Genomic DNA, 16,268 nt, shown 5'->3' with positions numbered 1-16,268 from the left:
CCGCCGGTCAGGAGGGCGTGACGGCCGTGGCGTCGACGACACCGAGCGCCACCACCGACGCGCGGACGGCGTCGGAGACGGCGCCCCCGTTGCGCATCCTCCACGTCCAGCACCCGTTCGTGCCCGGCCTGGGCTACCAGGAGAACTACCTCCTCGCGAAGCAGCGCCGGCTCGGCCACGACGTGTTGCTCGTGACGAGCACCGTCGTCCCGCCGAAGTTCCAGTCGGTCGTCGGCCGGGCGCGCTACCCGCCCGGCGACTACGAGTACGACGGCGTCCCGACGAAGCGTCTCCCGCCGCTGGTGACGCTGCCCGGCATCGACGACCTGGCGCTCCGGTCGCTCGCCCGAACGATCGAGAGGTTCGACCCGGACGTCGTCCACGCCCACGGCCTGCTGAGCCTGAAGACGTTCCAGACGCTCCGGTACGCCGCCGGGAGCGACGCGAAACTGTTCGTCGACGTCCACATCGACAACGACAACTTCCACCTCGACCGACCGTACAAGCGCGCCGGCTTCTGGGCGTTCAGACGGTTCGTCCTCCCGCGACTCGTCGAGCGGACCGACGCGTTTCTCCCGGTCAATCCCCTCTCGGAGCGCCTCCTCGTCGACGACCTCGGAGTCCCGGCGGACCGAGTCGCGCTGCTCTCGCTCGGCGTCGACGACGAGGTGTTCACCCCGGACCCCGACGCGGGCGACGCGTTCAGGGCCGAACTCGACGTCGGCCCCGACGACGTGCTGGTCGTCTCGGCGGGGAACCTCGAGCCGACGAAGGACCTCGCGGACCTCGTCCGCGCGTTCGCCACCGTCGCCCGCGACCGGTCGGACGTCACGCTCGTCCTCGTCGGCGACGGCGAGGCGTCGTACCTCGACTCGGTTCGCGCCGTCGTCGCCGACGAGGGGGTCGAGGAGCGGGTCGTCTTCTACGGTGCCGTCCCCCACCACGACCTCCAGAGAGTCTACAACGCGGCCGACGTCGGCGTCTGGCCCGGAAAGCTTGGCATCACCATCATCGAAGCCATCGGGACCGGTCTCCCGGTCGTCGTGTGCGACAGCCCGGCGACGACGTTCCTGACCGGACGGGAGAACGGCCTCGTGTTCGACCGCCACGACGTCCCCGCACTGGCTGAGCGACTCCGGCAGTACGTCGACGACCCCGCTCTCCGGGCACGACACGCAGCGGCGGCGGCGAGGCTGGCGACCGAGGAACTCTCGTGGACGCGCATCGCCGAACGGAGCATCGACCTCTACCGCGAGTACGGGCCGTGACGACGCTGACTGAGACAGCTGGCGGGGAGGCGGCGGTACCACGGCACGCGACGGGTGCTCCCGACCGGTTCGAGATAGTCCGCGGCCTCGCGTTCGCCGTGAGCGCCCTCGCCGTCGCGCTGTTCGCCCTGCAGACGAGCGACACCGTCTCGGTCCCCGTGACCTACCTCCTCGTCCCGCTGGTCGCGTACCCGATGGTACAGTTGGTCGCCCGGGAGTACCGCCGCTCGCTGCTCGACCTCGTCTACCTCGTCGTCCTCTTCGGCGGCCTGGGTGGTGTCTTGGTGTTCAGTTCGTCGCACCCGCTCGGCTTCATCGACGTGTTCTTGCACCTGCGGGCGGCCGAGGAGACGGTCGTCGACGGTCGACTCGCCCTCGCCGGCGACTACGTGTCGACGAGCTTCGTCGGCCTCTATCTCGTCACGGCTGCACTGACGAGCCTCGGCGACCTTCCCACGACGACGGTCGCTCGAGCACTCCCGCTCGTCACGCTCGTGACGACAGTCGCCGTGTTCTACCACGTGTTCGTCTCGCACTTTCTGACCCAGCGCGAGGCGCTTCTCGCGACGGTCATCTTCGGCATCAACTGGGGCGTGTTCCGGTTCAGTATCGAGTACCGGACGCTCAACGTCGCCTTCCTGGTCGTTCTGCTCCTCCTCGGGTTGTTCGTCAGAGGCGTCGAGGTAACCCGCCGCTCGCGGGAGACGCTCGGCCTCTACACGCTGTTGACTGTGGGGCTGGTGCTCGCGCACTTCGCGACGACCCTGATGTACCTGCTGTTCCTCGCGGTACTGACCGCGACGTTCGCCGTCGACCGCCGGTCGACGCGTCCCTTCGCGTACCTGCTCATCACCGCTCTCGTGCTATTCGTGTACGTCGGATACGTCAGCGGGTCGCTGACGGGCTTTCTCACCACTGTCGGACGTGAACTCGTCGGTCTGTTCGCCGTCTCGGCGGTCGGTACCAGCGGGGGCGGCGGGAGCGGCGTCGCCGGCGTCACCTACGGCCGCCGGATGTTCTTCGCGGAGTGGACGGTCCGCCTCCTGTTCGTCGCCTCGTTCGGCGTCTTCACCCTCCTGTGGCTCCGGACGCGCGCGTACATCGCGACGTTCGTCGTCACGGCTGCGTTCGTGCTGGGTGGCCTCGTCGTCACCGCCGTCGTGACGGGCTTCCTCCTCAACCCGGGACGGGTGTTGACGTTCTTCGCGATTCCCTACGCCGTGGCGTTCGCCGTCGGTCTGCTCGCCGTCCATCGAATCGCCGAACCGGAGGGGACCGGTCGGGTCGCGCGGATTCGCCGAGCACTCCGGGGACCGACCGCACGCGACGCGACTCGCGTCGTGGTCAGCGTTGCGCTCGTACTCGTTCTCCTGACGAGCGTGATGAAGTTCCCTGTCGACATCGTCGGGACACCCGAACCCGTTCGGGTCGCCTCTCCCGTCGACGAGGAGCCTCACCTGCACATCGACGCACAGGAGGTCGACGCTCGGACGTTCCTGCATCGGTACGTGAGCGCGGGCGACGAGGACATCTACCTGTACGGGGATCAGGGATACAACCGAATCATGGACGCGTTCTACGGCTACGGACGCCCTACACCGGAGACGTCGGTGACTATCCGGGACCGGTACGCCTGTGACTGTGGCTTCGCCGTCGTCGGTCAGACGGACCCCGGCCACGACCGTCCGGTCGAGGCGACACACCCGGGCGGGTCGCGCGTCTACGACAACGGCGTCGTCGAGGTGTTCGAACTCGACCGGTGGAGCGAGGACGCGAACCGCTGGCAGCGACAGCTCCAGGCGGAAGGGCGGACGTGACCGAGTCTCGGACGGGGGCGACCAGCCGAAGCGACCCCGACGCCGAGAGGACGGCTGTCGAACCCACGGCGACGGTGACACCCGCACGGATGCGTGACGAACACGACGCCGCGCCCCTCGTGAGCGTCGTCGTCCCCACGTACAACCGCGCCGACAGCCTCACCCCGACCATCGAGAGCGTCCTCGCACAGACCGTGTCCGACCTCGAACTGCTCGTCGTCGACGACGCCTCGACTGACGACACCGAATCGGTCGTCACCGGCTACGACGACGACCGGGTACAGTACCTCCGACACGACGAGAACCGCGGGGGGAGCGCTGCCAGGAACACGGGTATCGAGGCGGCGCGCGGGACGTACGTCGCCCTGCTCGACTCGGACGACCTGTGGGAGCCACGGAAGCTCGAACGACAGGTTGCCTGTCTGGAGTCGCGGTCGGACGACTGGGTCGCCGCCTACTGCGGCTACGACCGCCAGCGAAGCGGCCCCGACAGCCGACTCCGCGTCCTCGTCGACGCGATCCTCCCCTCGGTCGAGCGGGAGGGGATGGAGGGCGGCGAGGAACTCGTGACGGAGTCGCTGTTGCTGCGTGGCTTCTCGACGGGCGGGTCGTCGACGCTCCTCGTCAGGCGCGACGTCGTCCAGCGGATGGGTGGGTTCGACGAGTCCTTCCAGCGTCAGCAGGACTGGGAGTTCCGCAACCGACTGCTGCGCGAGGGAAAGCTCGCCTACGTCGACGCCGTCCTCGTCCGGAAGGAAGAGTCCGCACCGCCGGCCGCCGAGACCATCGAGCGGTCGATCCGCCACTACCTCGACACGTTCGGCGAGGACGTCGCCGCACTCGAGGCCGAGGGACACGACGTCACCGGTAGACACCTGTTCATCGTCGCTCGGGCGTTCCTCTCGGAGGGGAACTTCCGGAAGGGGCTGTACTACCTGCGCCGGTCACACCTTCCGACCGTCCGGCAGTACGCCGACGTGGCGTACGCCGCAGCGCGCGGCGCGGCGACGCGGGCGCGGGCGCGACTCTCGTAGAGCGGGTCGAGGGGCACGTCGAAGATGTCGAACGTGGACAGTGAGACGGAGAACAGGTCGGTTTCGGACTGGTTAGGGGGAGACGGGTCCGCCTCAGGCCTCAGAGGTAGCCGAGGTCTTCGAGATGTCGAATCGCGTCGTCGCTGAGTTCGTCGTCGTCCTCGCGACCGAGCGAGGAGAGGTGACGGGCACACGCGTCCACCAGTCGCTCGGGGGCGTCCGAAACCGGCCGGGTCTCTCCGTCGAGCCAGGCCCACGAGTCGTCATCTGTGAGGACGACCTTCCAACCGTCGAGGTAGCCGGCGGCCGCGTTCTCCGACTGCACCCGGGTGGCGACGTCTTCGGGAACGCCCGGATAGCGCGAGCGGAAGTCGAGCGGGCCCTTCGCCGGATGTTCGACGACGACGATACCGTCGTCGGGGACGAGCGAACCGAGTTCGGCCCCACCGCTCGCGAGGAACGGCTCGAGGTCCCGGGTCAACAGCCCGTAGAGGTCCTTGATGTTCACGTACTCGGTCACCCGGCGGGCGTCGAGTGCGGGGTGGGCGACGACGAGTGGCACGCGGAGGAGGTGTTCGCTCACGGAGGCTTCGTGTCCCATCCTGACGCGTCCCATCTCGTCGAGTTCGCCGAGGTTCTCACCGTGGTCGGCGGTGACGACGACGAGCGTGTCGTCGAGTTCGCCACAGCGCTCTAGGTGCGAGAGGAGTTCACCGAGGTGGTCGTCGACGGAGCGGACCTCGCCGGCGTACAAGCCGCGGAGGTCGGCCAGTTCGTCGTCTGCGACGTCCCCAGCCGCCAGGCGGGTCTGATGCTCCCAGAAGTCGGCCAGGTCCTTGTTCAGCGACTCGCTCTCGCGGTACGAGAGCGTCCGTCCGAGGAACTCACGCTGGTACCGCTCGGGAGGGAGGTACGGCCGGTGGGTGTCCATGTAGTTCGCGACGACGAAGAACGGCCGGTCGTCGTCGCGGCGCTCGATGGCCGACTTCACGAGTCTGGTGTTCTTCTCCGGCGTGTACGAGAACAGCGTGTAGTCGTTGAACACTGGGTGTGGGACGGCGTTGAGCTGGGGGAACGGGCCGGACGAGAGGACCTGGATGCTGGCCGTCGCGAGGTTCACCGCACTCTGTATCGGGTAGTCGTGCGCGACGAGACGGCGGGCGGCGGACGCGCCGACACCGAGCAGTCCCGTGACGCCGGGGTCGCGCGCGGCGAACAGGTCGTACAGCTCCGAGACGTCCATCCCCTCGGCGTAGCGCAACAGCGTCGTGTACGTGAACTCGTCGAACGGGGCGTCGAAGCCGTGGCTCGGCGAGAAGAAGGAGTTGCCAGAGACGCCGTGGGTCCGGTAGCCACGCGCGGACAGGTCGGACACGAGCGGTGGCGCATCGACCCGCTCACCCGCACGCAGGACCCCGAGTTCGCTCGGATACCGACCGGAGAAGAGGGCGGCGTGAGACGGGAGCGACCACGTCGACGGTGCGATGGCGTTCTCGAACCAGAGGTTCGACTCACCGAGTCGTCGGAGGTTCGAAGCGTGAGAGACCGCGGCGTCGTACCGACACGCGTCCCAGATGAGAAAGAGGACGTTGGGGCGATGCATGAGGGGAGGAGGCGAGGTCGGTGATTAAGTATACAGCCGCTACCGGGGTCTAGCAGTCGTATTACTGCCGCGTCGCGCCAGCGCGGGCACGCTGCTCGCGTGGACTCAGAGAAAGTGGGAACGGACCAGTGGCGGTTCCCGTGTGCGGGGCCCCTGGTCTCAGCGGGTCACCAGGTCACTTCACGTCGATGGTGTTCTCGACGTTGTCGAGCGTATTGTTGGAGATGTCCATGCTGTTCATGTCGGGGTTGTCAGTGAACTCGAGGAACTTGAGGTCGCTCCCGGTCTTCCCGCGGAACTCACAGTCGGTGACGGTGATGTTGTTCGGGCCGACGCCGTCGAACGTGCCGCGGAAGTAGCCCGCGTACCCGTAGCCCTCCATCACACAGACGTCGCGCTCGAACGTCAGGTCGTGGGGACCGGTCCCGAAGAGGTAGACCGGACCGACGCCGCGTTCCGACGTCTCCATCGTGGTGAAGTAGTTGTCGTGAGAGTACCAGCCGCTCGAGCCGTCCTCGCCACGGAGGACACCGCTCGCGACGTTGGTGATGTCGTTGTTGTGGATTTCGACGTTGGCGGTGTCGTTCGCGAGATACATCCCGCGCTCGCCGCTCGTGTCCATCGTGTTGTGGTGGATGACGATGTCTTGGGCGGCCCCGCCGATGAAGCCGTCCTGTGCGTTCAACAGGGTCGTGTTCCTGATCTCGACGCCCACGGGGTTCCAGAGGCTCAGGACGAACTGCGTCCCGGGGCTGCCGTCGTCGTAGTTGTTGGTGTAGTCGTAGTCGTACGTCCCACCGTCGACGAGGAGGTTCGAGCAGTTCGAGAAACGGAACATCCCAGGGACCCGATTGCCACCGTCATTGAGGACGACGGTCCCCTCGCTGTGCCAGGTGAGGCCGGTGACTCCACCGATAATCTTCATGTCGCTGATGGTGTAGACGCCCTGACCGATCGAGACCGTGTCACCGTCCTGAAGTGCGTTGACGAGGTCGTCGAACACCACGTCGGCGTCGCTCGACGATGAGAACGTCGTCCCGTCGCGAGCGGCCTCGATAGTCCCGTTGGCCTTCGAGACGGTGACGTTCGCGTCGGACGACGTCGACCCGGAGTCGTCGGTCGACCCCGAAGACGTGTCGCTGCTCGGGTAGGGGAGTTCGCTCCACGCCGTCCCGTCACCGACGTATCGCCGGCCGGTGTCGGTGGCGACGAACACCGAACCGTCGTACGGTGCGTAGCTGTCGCGGTTCGTCTCCGTGTCGTACACCGGGACGTCCCGTTCGAGTCGCGCGAAGTTGTCGTTCAGGAGCGTGTCCCAGTCGAGCGTTCCTCTCGCCGGAGTGTTGTAGCTGTGGTTTGCCGTGTTGTGGTCTGTCATGTTCCAAGCCTGTAGTGTGGGTGTCAGTCGTGTCGCAGAGGACTCATGTCCCCTGTACCGGCGTCGGAGTCGGACCTGACGCGTCGTCGGGTCCGACCCGGCCGGTCGGAAACACGGCAACCGTCGCTCGAGCGACGGCTAGACCCCAGCACGAGCAGAACAGACTGATGGAACGGAGTCACATCGTCCACGCTTCTCTCTGGAGTGCGCTGCTTGCCGTGTTCGCGTGCCATTGCGTTTGTCTTAACGCAGTATTTATTACATATACTTTTTCCACTCATAATTATCAAATATTCATTGACCTTCGTTCGAACCTGAACGAACGTCGAAGAGACCAACCGCTCTCGGACCGCTGGTGACCCGAGCATAACGCGTTCCTAAACCGAGAGGTCGTGTAGTGGTCGCTCCGGTTGCAAGGACCGAGTGACACGCCCCTCACTCACGGCTGGCGGCCGTGGAACGTCCGCCGTGCCGAACGGTACCACTGAGAACACCCGGATTCTCCCCGAGCACGCGCCGGGCGCGAGAGGTCCAGACCCGGCCCGGCGGTGGTGGTTCGAGCGAGTCCGTCCCGCCGGGCGTGGACGGGCCAGCGGGACGAGACGACACGGCCCCGTGACACAGTCGGGCGGTGGGAGGCGGAGAGCCGCTTTCGGAAGCGACTCCGGACCGGTATGGGAGTCGTAACTTTGCCCCACGGGTGTCTCTACGTCGCCATGTTCGGACCCTCCCCTCTACTGGTCGGACGCTTGCGGGCGGTGACCGGTCGGGGGGCCGTGTTTCTCGTCGTCCTCCTAGTGTGTGTGGCGTCCGTCCCGGCGGCGACCGCGACGGGCGTCGCCGACCGACTCGGACCCGTTCCCGTACCACAGGTGTCGACGCCCGTGCCGTCGGAGGGGAACGAGACCACCGCGGCCGCCGGCGTGCGCCACCGTAACCCGTCAGAGGTGCGCGAGGAGGGGAACGTGACGGACCTGGAGTCGCACCTGAGCCGGCTCCTCGCGACCCGACTCGGCGACAGTATCGTCCGACTCGACCGGGGAGAGTACGACCGTGCCCGGCAGCTCGTCGGCCCGGAGTACGACAGCATCCTCGACCGGTACGTCTCCGTCTCCCGGGAGCGCCGCGGCGAGCGCGAGAGCCGATTCGAAGAAGCGGGACGGACACAGCGCGAGTTCGTCGACTCGGTCGCCGAGTACCGACAGAAGCGCGAGGCCTACCAGGCGGCGAAGCGGGCTGGCGACGAGGAGCGAGCGCGCGAGCTCGCCCGTGACCTCAACGCCGTCGCGGACCGCTCCGTCGCCAGCCGTGACCGTCTCGTCGAGGATTACACCACCATCCAGAGCGACACTGGACTGAACTTCACTGCGGAGCTCTCGCAGGTGGAGGCGCTCGCGGACGAAATCGAGAACCAGCAGGCGCAGATCCGATCCGTCGAGTTCTTCGCGACGACGTTGACGCTGGAGGAGGCGGAGGCGGCCGGATCGTTCGAGGACCCCATCGTCGTCAGTGGTCGGGTGACGTCGCCGGACGGGACGCCGGAGCCGTTCGGCCCGGCGACGTTCACCGTCGGCGCGCGGGCGTACACGACGCGGGTAGCCGACGACGGCGCGTTCGAGTTCGTGTACCGGCCGACGGCGGTCCCGGTCGGCCGCCAGACGCTCGACGTCGCCTTCGTCCCCCGGAACGACTCGGTGTACCTCGGGTCGAACACGACGATGACGGCGACGGTCGAACAGTCGACACCGACGGTGACAGTCGACACCGCTCCCACGCGTACCGCGTTCGGGGCGGCGTACCGCGTCGTCGGGCGGGTGACCGTCGGAGACGTCCCCGTCGACGGGACGGAGGTGACGCTGTGGATGGGTGGGACGCGGCTCAACGCGACGGAGACGAACGAGACCGGTATCGTGGCGTTCACCGGACTCCTCCCCGCGGCCGTCCCCGCCGGCGACCGGACGGTCCGCGTCGGACTCGCCGAGGCGGGGCGCGCACTCGCGCCGACGTCCGCCGACGTGCCGGTCGTCGTGGAGTCGACCGGGACGGTCCTCGACGTCGACGCGGACGCGGAGGCACTCGAGTCGGTGGCGGTCTCCGGGACTCACACGACGACAGACGGCGACGTCGTCGCCCGCCAGCCCGTCGACCTCAGATTCGACGGGCGCGTCGTCGGTACCGTCGTAACCGACTCCGACGGTGAGTTCGAGACGGTCCTGTGGGTACCGCCCGACCTGGGGACTGGCGGTGAGTTGAGGGTCGAAGCCGCGTTCGACGGCGACGGGACGAACCTCGAACCGACCCGTGAGACGGACAGCGTGGCGCTACCGGTCCGTCGGTCGGGTGCCACGGCGGACGAACCAGCCGGCCTCCAGTCCTCGTTCGCCGGCCTGCTGGGCATCGACGCGGAGGCGCTCGGTGACGGCGTGTTCGCGCGCCTGCTCGGGACAGTCCTCTCGGCTCCCCTGTGGTTCGGTGGGGTCGTCGTCGCCCTCGTCGTCGCCGGCGTCCTCGCGTACCGACGCCGCGTCGACGCGGACGCGACTGGTGGAGCACCCGACGACGGCGACGGCACGAGCGCAGCGCCGACGGACGCCGACGCGGATGCCGGGAGCATCGCCGTCGCGAAACTGCCGGCCGTGCTCCTCGACGTGGCTCGCGCTCGCCTCGCGGCCGGCGACCCAGTCGACGCCGTCGAGTACAGCTATCTTGCCGCCCGTCTGTGGTTCGTCCACGCGCGCGGCGTGCCGAAGCGCGGAACCCACCGTCAGTTCCTCCGGGCGGCCGACGCCGACCGTTCGCTGGCCGGCTCGGAGCGAGCGCGACTGTCCGACGTGACGACGCGGTACGAGCGAGCCGCGTTCAGCCCGACGCCCCCCACCGAGGAGGACGCGTCGTCCGCGATCGACACCTCGGCGTCGTTGCTCTCCTGATGGACGACGAGGCGACGGCGCGAGGACCGACTCGGCGACGGCAGCCTCGACGACTCGGAGACGGCCGTCTCGGTGACGCGACCTGCCCAGTCGACAGTGCCGTTAAGCCACTCCCAGGGGGAGAAGGCAGGTCCTACTTTTGCATCCGACTCCCGTACGACTGACAGATGGCCACGCAGACCGACCACCGAACGAGTGCCTGGGCCGACACCGTCGCACGCGTGCCGACCGACCTCGGAGCCGTCGGCCTGTTCACGCTCGTCGTCCTCGGGAGCATCCTGCTCCCGGTCGTTCGCGACACCCCACTCCGGAGTGTCGTCGTCTGGCCGTTCGTCCTGTTCGTCCCGGGCTACGTCGTCGTCTCGGCGCTGTTCCCCGGAGTGGACGTACCGGGTCGGGTGGCATCGGACGACCGCCGCACCCGGCTCGACGGCCTCGACCGCGTGTTGCTGTCGGTCGGTGCGAGCCTCGCAGTCGTCCCGCTGGTCGGTCTCGTCCTCGCGCAGAGTCCGTGGGGAGTCACCACCACCTCCCTCGCCGTCGGGACGGGTGTCCTCGTCCTCGGAACGAGCGTCGCCGCGATGTGGCGTCGGCTCCAGCTTCCACCGGGGGACCGGTTCGCGCTTCCGGTGGACCGGGTCGAGAGCCTGGTCCGTGAACTGTGGTCGGAGCCACCCCTGAGGGTCGCACTGAACCTCCTCGTCCTCGGGAGCGTCCTCGTGGCGGCCGTCTCGGTCGGCTACGCCTTCACCAACCCCGCGAGCGCCGACCCGTACACCGAGTTCGCCGTCCTCGCCGAGACACCCGACGGTGACCGCCTCGGCCGGTCGTACGCTGACGTCCTGGACGACGGGGGGACGCTCGTACTCTCGGTGACGAACCGCGAAGGCGAGCGTGTCTCCTACACGGTCGTCGCACAGCGACAGCGTCTCGACGGCGCGGGAGACGTCACGGCCCGACAGGAGGTCAACCGGGTCGCGTTCAGCCTCGCCGACGGCAAGCGCTGGGAGGCACGGCACGGCGTCTCGGCCACCGGTGGTCGGGTCGTGTACTACCTGTACCGCGGCGACGCTCCGCCCGTGCCGTCGAGCGAGACGGCGTACCGGACCGTCTACGTGAGTCTCGGGCGGTAGCCGCCTACTCCTCGTCGAGGACGCGTCCGTGGACGTCTATCTCGCCACGTCGGATGCGCGTGCTGCTGATGCGCCTGCCGTCCTCGGCGACGACGAACGGGGCGGTGTGTATTTCGAGCGGGCGCAACCCCCCCTCGGTCCGCTGTCGGTTGATCTCGTGCGCGCGCCGCTGGGCCTTCGATTCGGGGGAGGCGATGAGCGCGTCGACCCCCTCGTCCGTCGCCGCCGGTCCACGCGTGTCGGTCAGTTTCGTAATCTCGTACGAGGCGGTGTACGCCCGGCTCAGCCGGTCGAGTTCGTCGTCGAGCGCCGCGCGACGCTCCTCGTAGGAACCGAAGAGGCTCCCCTGTTCGGCGTCGCTCCGGGTCCGGGTGGCGAGGTCGGAGGACGTGAGGCCGACGACGACGTGGCCGTCGCCGGGGCCGTCGTGGCTCGCGGTCTGGAACGCCGCGTGTAAGAGCGCACGGTGGCCGTTGTGGATGGGCGTGAACGTGCCGCCGAGGATGGCCGTGCGGTCAGTGTCCGTCACGTGGGCGTCTCCTCACGCCACGGTCGAATAACTTACCGGTCCGGTCGGACAGAACGCTTTTGCTCGTCGGATTCACATCGGACGGTGAACCACTGTGTCGAGTGACGTCTCGAGGGGGGCCGTGCGGACGGCGGAGCGAGCCATCCGCGTCGGTATCGTCGGCGTCCTCGTCGTCGGCGTCCGCCGTCGCGACCCCGGGGCGGTCGTCAACGCCGCCCTCGCCCTCGTCGGCAGCTACCTCCCCGACGTGGTCGAGCGGCGCTACCCGGTGCGGTTCCGCCCGTGGCAGCGCGTCTACACCGAGGCGGCGATGCTCACTCACGCCGTCGGCATGCTCGGCCCCTACGACGACGTCTGGTGGTGGGACCACCTGACGCACGTCCACTCGGCGACCCTGCTCGGCGGCGTCACACACGCCGTCGCACGGCGTACTGGCCTCGACCCCCGTCCGCGCGTAATCGCCGGTGTCGTCGGCGGCGGGGCGCTCTGGGAGGTGGTCGAGTACGCGAGCCACTGGCTCTCTCGACGCGTCGGTCTCGACCCCGTCCTCGTCTCGTACGGCCGGGTCGACACCGCGCTCGACCTGGTGTTCGACCTCCTCGGCGCGCTCGTCGTCGTCGCGCTCGGCGACGGCCTACTCGAGAACTTCCACCGTCGCGACCACGAGGCCGGCGACGCGGGGGGCCACCGCGACACCGCCGCCGACGACCACGACGTTGGAGACGCCGACGGCGGCCACGGTGACGCGGGAGTCGGTCACCGCGGGTGACCGGTGACCCACCCGGTCGGCGCAGTAGCTAAACCGCCCGGCCGAGTGGGTACCGACGTCCACGATTATGTTCGCCACGACGCTCCCTGCCGCGCTCGAATCGCCACGACCCGGTGAGAAGCCCCGCTCGCGACACGGATGAGCGAGGCACAGCGCCACCCCGCGGTCACCGACGAAGCGGCGGCGGACGAGGCGTGGCACGCGCAGTCCGTCGACGCCGTCTTCGAGACACTCCAGACGGGCGAGTCTGGCCTCTCAGCCGAGGAGGCGGCCAGCCGACTCGACGAGTACGGCCCGAACGAACTCCACGACGACGAGTCGGTGTCACCGCTCGCGCTGTTCGTCGCGCAGTTCCAGGACGCGCTCATCTACCTCCTGATCGTCGCGGCGGTGCTGTCGCTCGCGACGGGGGTGCTCCCGGGCCAGGAGCCGAACTACGTCGACGCGGGGCTCATCCTCCTCATCCTGCTCGGCAACGGCGTGTTCGGCTTCGTCCAGGACTACCGCGCCGAGAAGTCGCTGGAACGGCTCCGCGAGATGTCGTCGCCGGAGGCGACTGTCGTGCGTGACGGACGACGGCAGGTCGTCGACGCCACCACCGTCGTCCCGGGCGACGTCGTCGTCCTGGAGGCGGGCGACGCCGTCCCCGCGGACGCCCGTCTCGTGGAGGCGCAGGCGCTCGCGACGAGCGAGGCGGCGCTGACGGGCGAGAGCGCGAGCGTCTCGAAGACGACGGAGCCAGTGGAGGAAGAGGCCCCGCTGGCCGAGCGCGAGACGATGGTCTACATGAACACCTCGGTGGTCGCCGGCCGCGGCGTGGCCGTCGTCGTCGAGACGGGGATGGAGACGCAGGTGGGCGGCATCGCGACGCAGTTGCAGGCCGCCCCGGACAACGAGACGCCCTTCCAGTCAGAGGTGGACGCGCTCGGCCGGCGCATCGGTCTCGGCGTCGGCGCGCTCATCCTCCTCGTCGTCGCCGTCCAGCTCCTCCTCACGGAGGCGAACGTCGTCGCCGTCGTCCTGACGGCCATCACGCTGGCGGTGGCGGCCGTCCCCGAGGGGCTCCCCGCGGTGGTGACGCTGACGCTCGCGCTCGGGGCGCGCCGGATGGTCGACCGCAACGCCCTCGTCCGGCGCCTCCCCGTCGTGGAGAGTCTCGGCTCCGTCGACGTCATCCTCACCGACAAGACCGGCACCCTGACCGAGAACCAGATGACCGTCACCCGCGTCGCGACGGGCGGCGAGACGTACGAGGTGACCGGGTCGGGGCTCGACCCCGAGGGCGAGTTCCGCCTCGACGGCGAGGCCACCTCGACTGCCGACGGTGAATCTCCGTCGTCTCCGGACCTCGAAGCCGTCCTGCGGTGTGGGGCGGTCTGTAACGACGCCGAGCGCGCGACCGAGAGCGACGACGACGAGTACCTCGGCGACCCCACGGAGGTGGCTCTGCTCGTTTCGGCACGCAAGGCGGGCGTCGACGTGGACGCCGATCGGGTGGCCGAGGTGCCGTTCTCCTCGGAGCGCCAGCGGATGACCGTCGTCGTCCGGGAGGAAGACAGCCACACGGCCTACACGAAGGGGGCACCGGAAGTGGTCCTCGACCGGTGCGACACCGTGCTGGTCGACGGCGAGGTCCGGGAGTTGACCGACGACCGTCGACGGGGGTTCCTCGAGTCGGTCGACGAGTTCGCCGGCGACGCCCTGCGCGTCCTCGGCTTCGCCCGCCGCGAGGGTGTCGACCCCGACGCGGACGAGGAGACGCTGGAGACGGGGCTGACGTTCCTCGGGTTGCAGGGGATGATCGACCCGCCACGCTCGGAGGTGCCGGACGCCGTCGCCGACTGCCGGAAGGCGGGCATCCGCGTCGTCATGGTGACCGGTGACAACGTGGAGACGGCGAAAGCCGTCGGCGAACAGGTCGGCTTCGACCCGACCGGAGCGATGACGGGCAGCGAAATCGCCGACTGCACGGACGAGGAACTGCGCGAACGGGTCGAGGAGGTCGAGGTGTTCGCCCGGGCCACCCCCGAGCAGAAGGTCCGCGTCCTCCGCGCCCTGCGGGCGAACGGTCACACGGTCGCGATGACGGGTGACGGCGTCAACGACGCTCCCGGCGTCCGCACGGCTGACGTCGGTATCGCCATGGGGACGCGCGGGACGGACGTGACGCGGGACGCCTCCGACATGGTGCTGCGCGACGACAACTTCGCCACCATCCGCGACGCCGTCGCCGAGGGTCGGGGTATCTTCGACAACATCCGATCGTTCGTCACGTTCCTCCTCTCGGCGAACGCGGGCGAGGTGTTCACCGTCTTCGTCGGCGTCCTCGTCGGAAGCGTCCTCTTCCCGCGACTGTTCGCCGCCCAGGCGGAGGCGCTCATCCTCACGCCCGTCATGCTCCTGTGGATCAACCTGGTCACCGACGGCCCGCCGGCGCTCGCACTCGGCGTCGACCCCACCGCCGACGACGTACTCGAACGCGACCCCCGCGACGAGGACGACGGCGTCATCGACCGGGGGGTCGCCGTCTCGATTCTCGCCATCGGCCTGACCCTCGCGGCCGTGGGAGTCACGCTCTTCTTCGAGTCGCTGTCGACCTTCGGGTCGCTCGCCCGTGCACAGACGGTACTCTTCACCTTCTTCGTCCTCTCGGAGATGGGCCTCGTGCAGGTCATCCGTCGCCGCTTCGGCCAGTCGCCCCTGTCGAACCCCTGGCTCCTCGCGGCCGTCGCCGCGTCGCTCGCGTTGCACGGACTCGTCCTCTACACGCCGCTGTCGGGGCTGTTCGGCGTGGTCGTCCCCACGGCGGCCGACTGGATCCGAATCGGACTCGCGGTGGGCGTCGTCCTCGTCGTCAACCTCGTGCTCGTCGGGCGGAAGCAGACTTAGGCCCGGTCGGTCCCAGCCAGCACGGCGCGTCGCTACCTCGCGCCCGGTTCACCGCGAGGGACGACCCGGCCGTGTCGAACGCGACGGGGTCACAGGTTCGACTGCGAACTCCCGCCGTCGACCGGGACGGCGGCACCGGTGATGAATCCGGACCGCGGCGAGGAGAGGAACGCGACGGTGTCGCCCAGTTCCATCGGGTCGCCGACGCGGCCGAGCGGGTTGTCCGCCCAGTTCGTGACTCCCTCCTCGTACGAGTCGTACTCGCCACGGTCGACCGCCTGTTCGACGAGTTCGCGGATGCGCGCCGTCTCGTGTGCGCCGGGCAGGACCGCGTTCGCCCGCACCTCGGGGGCGAACTCCTTCGAGAGCGTCTTCTCCAGACCGACGACGCTCATGCGAACCGAGTTCGAGAGCACGAGGCTGTCGATGGCCTCCTTGACACTCCGGGAAGTGATGGTGACGATGGTGCCGCCAGCCCCCTCGCGCAGATGCGGGGCGGCCTCCCGCGCCAGGCGGACGACGCTCATCACCAGGAGGTCGTACGCGTCGTACCAGTCCTCGTCGTCGGTGTCGAGGAACGCCCCCGACGGCGGTCCGCCGGCGCTCGTCACGAGGTGGTCTACTCCGCCGAACCGGTCGACGGTCTTCTCGACCAGCGCCGAGACGTCCGCCGGGTCGGTGATGTCTCCGGCCTCGGCGACCACCTCACCGCTCGCCACGTCCCGAATCTCGGCCGCCGCCTCGGCCAGGCGGTCCGCGTCTCGTCCGTTGACGACGACGTTCGCGCCCTCTCGGGCCAGTGCCTTCGCCGAGGCCTTCCCGAGGCCGCTCGACGACGCAGTCACGAGCGCCGCGTTCCCCTCGATGTGCAAATCCATGCCACGCCCTACCCCCGAGGAGAGTGAAAAGCTAGTCGTA

11 protein-coding genes are annotated in these 16,268 nt (G+C 68.9%); 7 read left to right on the top strand and 4 right to left on the bottom strand.

The genetic code is table 11. From position 1 onward, the window contains the following. The first annotated feature begins 89 nt into the window (after positions 1-89). From ACESK5_RS04195 to ACESK5_RS04185, 3 genes are read left to right on the top strand one after another with little or no spacing between them, the layout of a single operon-like run. Positions 90-1,268: a glycosyltransferase family 4 protein gene (locus ACESK5_RS04195; RefSeq protein ID WP_372910288.1), complete on the top strand. Its 1,179-nt coding sequence runs from the start codon at positions 90-92 to the stop codon at positions 1,266-1,268. Then, a complete protein-coding gene (locus tag ACESK5_RS04190; protein ID WP_372910287.1) occupies positions 1,265-3,085 on the top strand; it encodes a hypothetical protein in 1,821 nt (606 codons plus the stop codon). Before ACESK5_RS04195 ends, ACESK5_RS04190 begins: the two co-directional genes overlap by 4 nt. Beyond that, positions 3,082-4,119, top strand: coding sequence for a glycosyltransferase family 2 protein (locus ACESK5_RS04185; protein ID WP_372910286.1), 1,038 nt, complete (start codon positions 3,082-3,084; stop codon positions 4,117-4,119). Before ACESK5_RS04190 ends, ACESK5_RS04185 begins: the two co-directional genes overlap by 4 nt. A 100-nt stretch (positions 4,120-4,219) precedes the next feature. On the opposite strand, the gene ACESK5_RS04180 is transcribed toward ACESK5_RS04185, so the two are convergent. Together ACESK5_RS04180 and ACESK5_RS04175 are read right to left on the bottom strand one after the other, a co-directional pair. Then, entirely contained in the window at positions 4,220-5,722 is a 1,503-nt protein-coding gene (locus ACESK5_RS04180) for a sulfatase-like hydrolase/transferase (RefSeq protein WP_372910285.1), read from the bottom strand. A 175-nt stretch (positions 5,723-5,897) separates the two neighbouring features. Next, positions 5,898-7,100: a hypothetical protein gene (locus ACESK5_RS04175; RefSeq protein ID WP_372910284.1), complete on the bottom strand. Its 1,203-nt coding sequence runs from the start codon at positions 7,098-7,100 to the stop codon at positions 5,898-5,900. A gap of 716 nt (positions 7,101-7,816) precedes the next feature. Between ACESK5_RS04175 and ACESK5_RS04170 the strand changes: the two genes are divergently transcribed. Further along, positions 7,817-10,030 (top strand): hypothetical protein, encoded by a 2,214-nt coding sequence (locus ACESK5_RS04170; RefSeq protein WP_372910283.1) that lies wholly within the window; start codon positions 7,817-7,819, stop codon positions 10,028-10,030. 167 nt (positions 10,031-10,197) lie between these two features. Continuing rightward, positions 10,198-11,163 (top strand): DUF1616 domain-containing protein, encoded by a 966-nt coding sequence (locus tag ACESK5_RS04165; protein ID WP_372910282.1) that lies wholly within the window; start codon positions 10,198-10,200, stop codon positions 11,161-11,163. A 4-nt stretch (positions 11,164-11,167) separates the two neighbouring features. On the opposite strand, the gene ACESK5_RS04160 is transcribed toward ACESK5_RS04165, so the two are convergent. Continuing rightward, a complete protein-coding gene (locus ACESK5_RS04160; RefSeq protein ID WP_372910281.1) occupies positions 11,168-11,692 on the bottom strand; it encodes a phosphopantetheine adenylyltransferase in 525 nt (174 codons plus the stop codon). A gap of 94 nt (positions 11,693-11,786) precedes the next feature. On the opposite strand from ACESK5_RS04160, the gene ACESK5_RS04155 reads away from it, so the two are divergent. After that, positions 11,787-12,461, top strand: coding sequence for a hypothetical protein (locus tag ACESK5_RS04155; RefSeq protein ID WP_372910280.1), 675 nt, complete (start codon positions 11,787-11,789; stop codon positions 12,459-12,461). A 138-nt stretch (positions 12,462-12,599) separates the two neighbouring features. After that, on the top strand, positions 12,600-15,350 hold the full coding sequence (locus ACESK5_RS04150; protein ID WP_372910279.1) for a cation-translocating P-type ATPase: 2,751 nt from the start codon (positions 12,600-12,602) through the stop codon (positions 15,348-15,350). 89 nt (positions 15,351-15,439) lie between these two features. On the opposite strand, the gene ACESK5_RS04145 is transcribed toward ACESK5_RS04150, so the two are convergent. After that, positions 15,440-16,228, bottom strand: a complete 789-nt coding sequence (locus tag ACESK5_RS04145; protein WP_372910278.1) for an SDR family oxidoreductase — start codon at positions 16,226-16,228, stop codon at positions 15,440-15,442. Positions 16,229-16,268: the final 40 nt, after the last annotated feature.

The organism is Salinigranum sp. (assembly GCF_041641895.1).
Classification (GTDB): domain Archaea; phylum Halobacteriota; class Halobacteria; order Halobacteriales; family Haloferacaceae; genus Salinigranum.
The sequence above is the reverse complement of the archived record's forward strand: the minus strand, read 5'-3'. Positions and strand labels throughout refer to the sequence as shown.

What these genes read in the sequence shown, in the direction of transcription:
- ACESK5_RS04180 (WP_372910285.1), bottom strand. Translation starts at nt 5,722, where the DNA reads ATGCATCGCCCCAACGTCCTCTTTCTCATCTGGGACGCGTGTCGGTAC.
- ACESK5_RS04175 (WP_372910284.1), bottom strand. Translation starts at nt 7,100, where the DNA reads ATGACAGACCACAACACGGCAAACCACAGCTACAACACTCCGGCGAGA.
- ACESK5_RS04170 (WP_372910283.1), top strand. Translation starts at nt 7,817, where the DNA reads ATGTTCGGACCCTCCCCTCTACTGGTCGGACGCTTGCGGGCGGTGACC.
- ACESK5_RS04165 (WP_372910282.1), top strand. Translation starts at nt 10,198, where the DNA reads ATGGCCACGCAGACCGACCACCGAACGAGTGCCTGGGCCGACACCGTC.
- ACESK5_RS04150 (WP_372910279.1), top strand. Translation starts at nt 12,600, where the DNA reads ATGAGCGAGGCACAGCGCCACCCCGCGGTCACCGACGAAGCGGCGGCG.
- ACESK5_RS04145 (WP_372910278.1), bottom strand. Translation starts at nt 16,228, where the DNA reads ATGGATTTGCACATCGAGGGGAACGCGGCGCTCGTGACTGCGTCGTCG.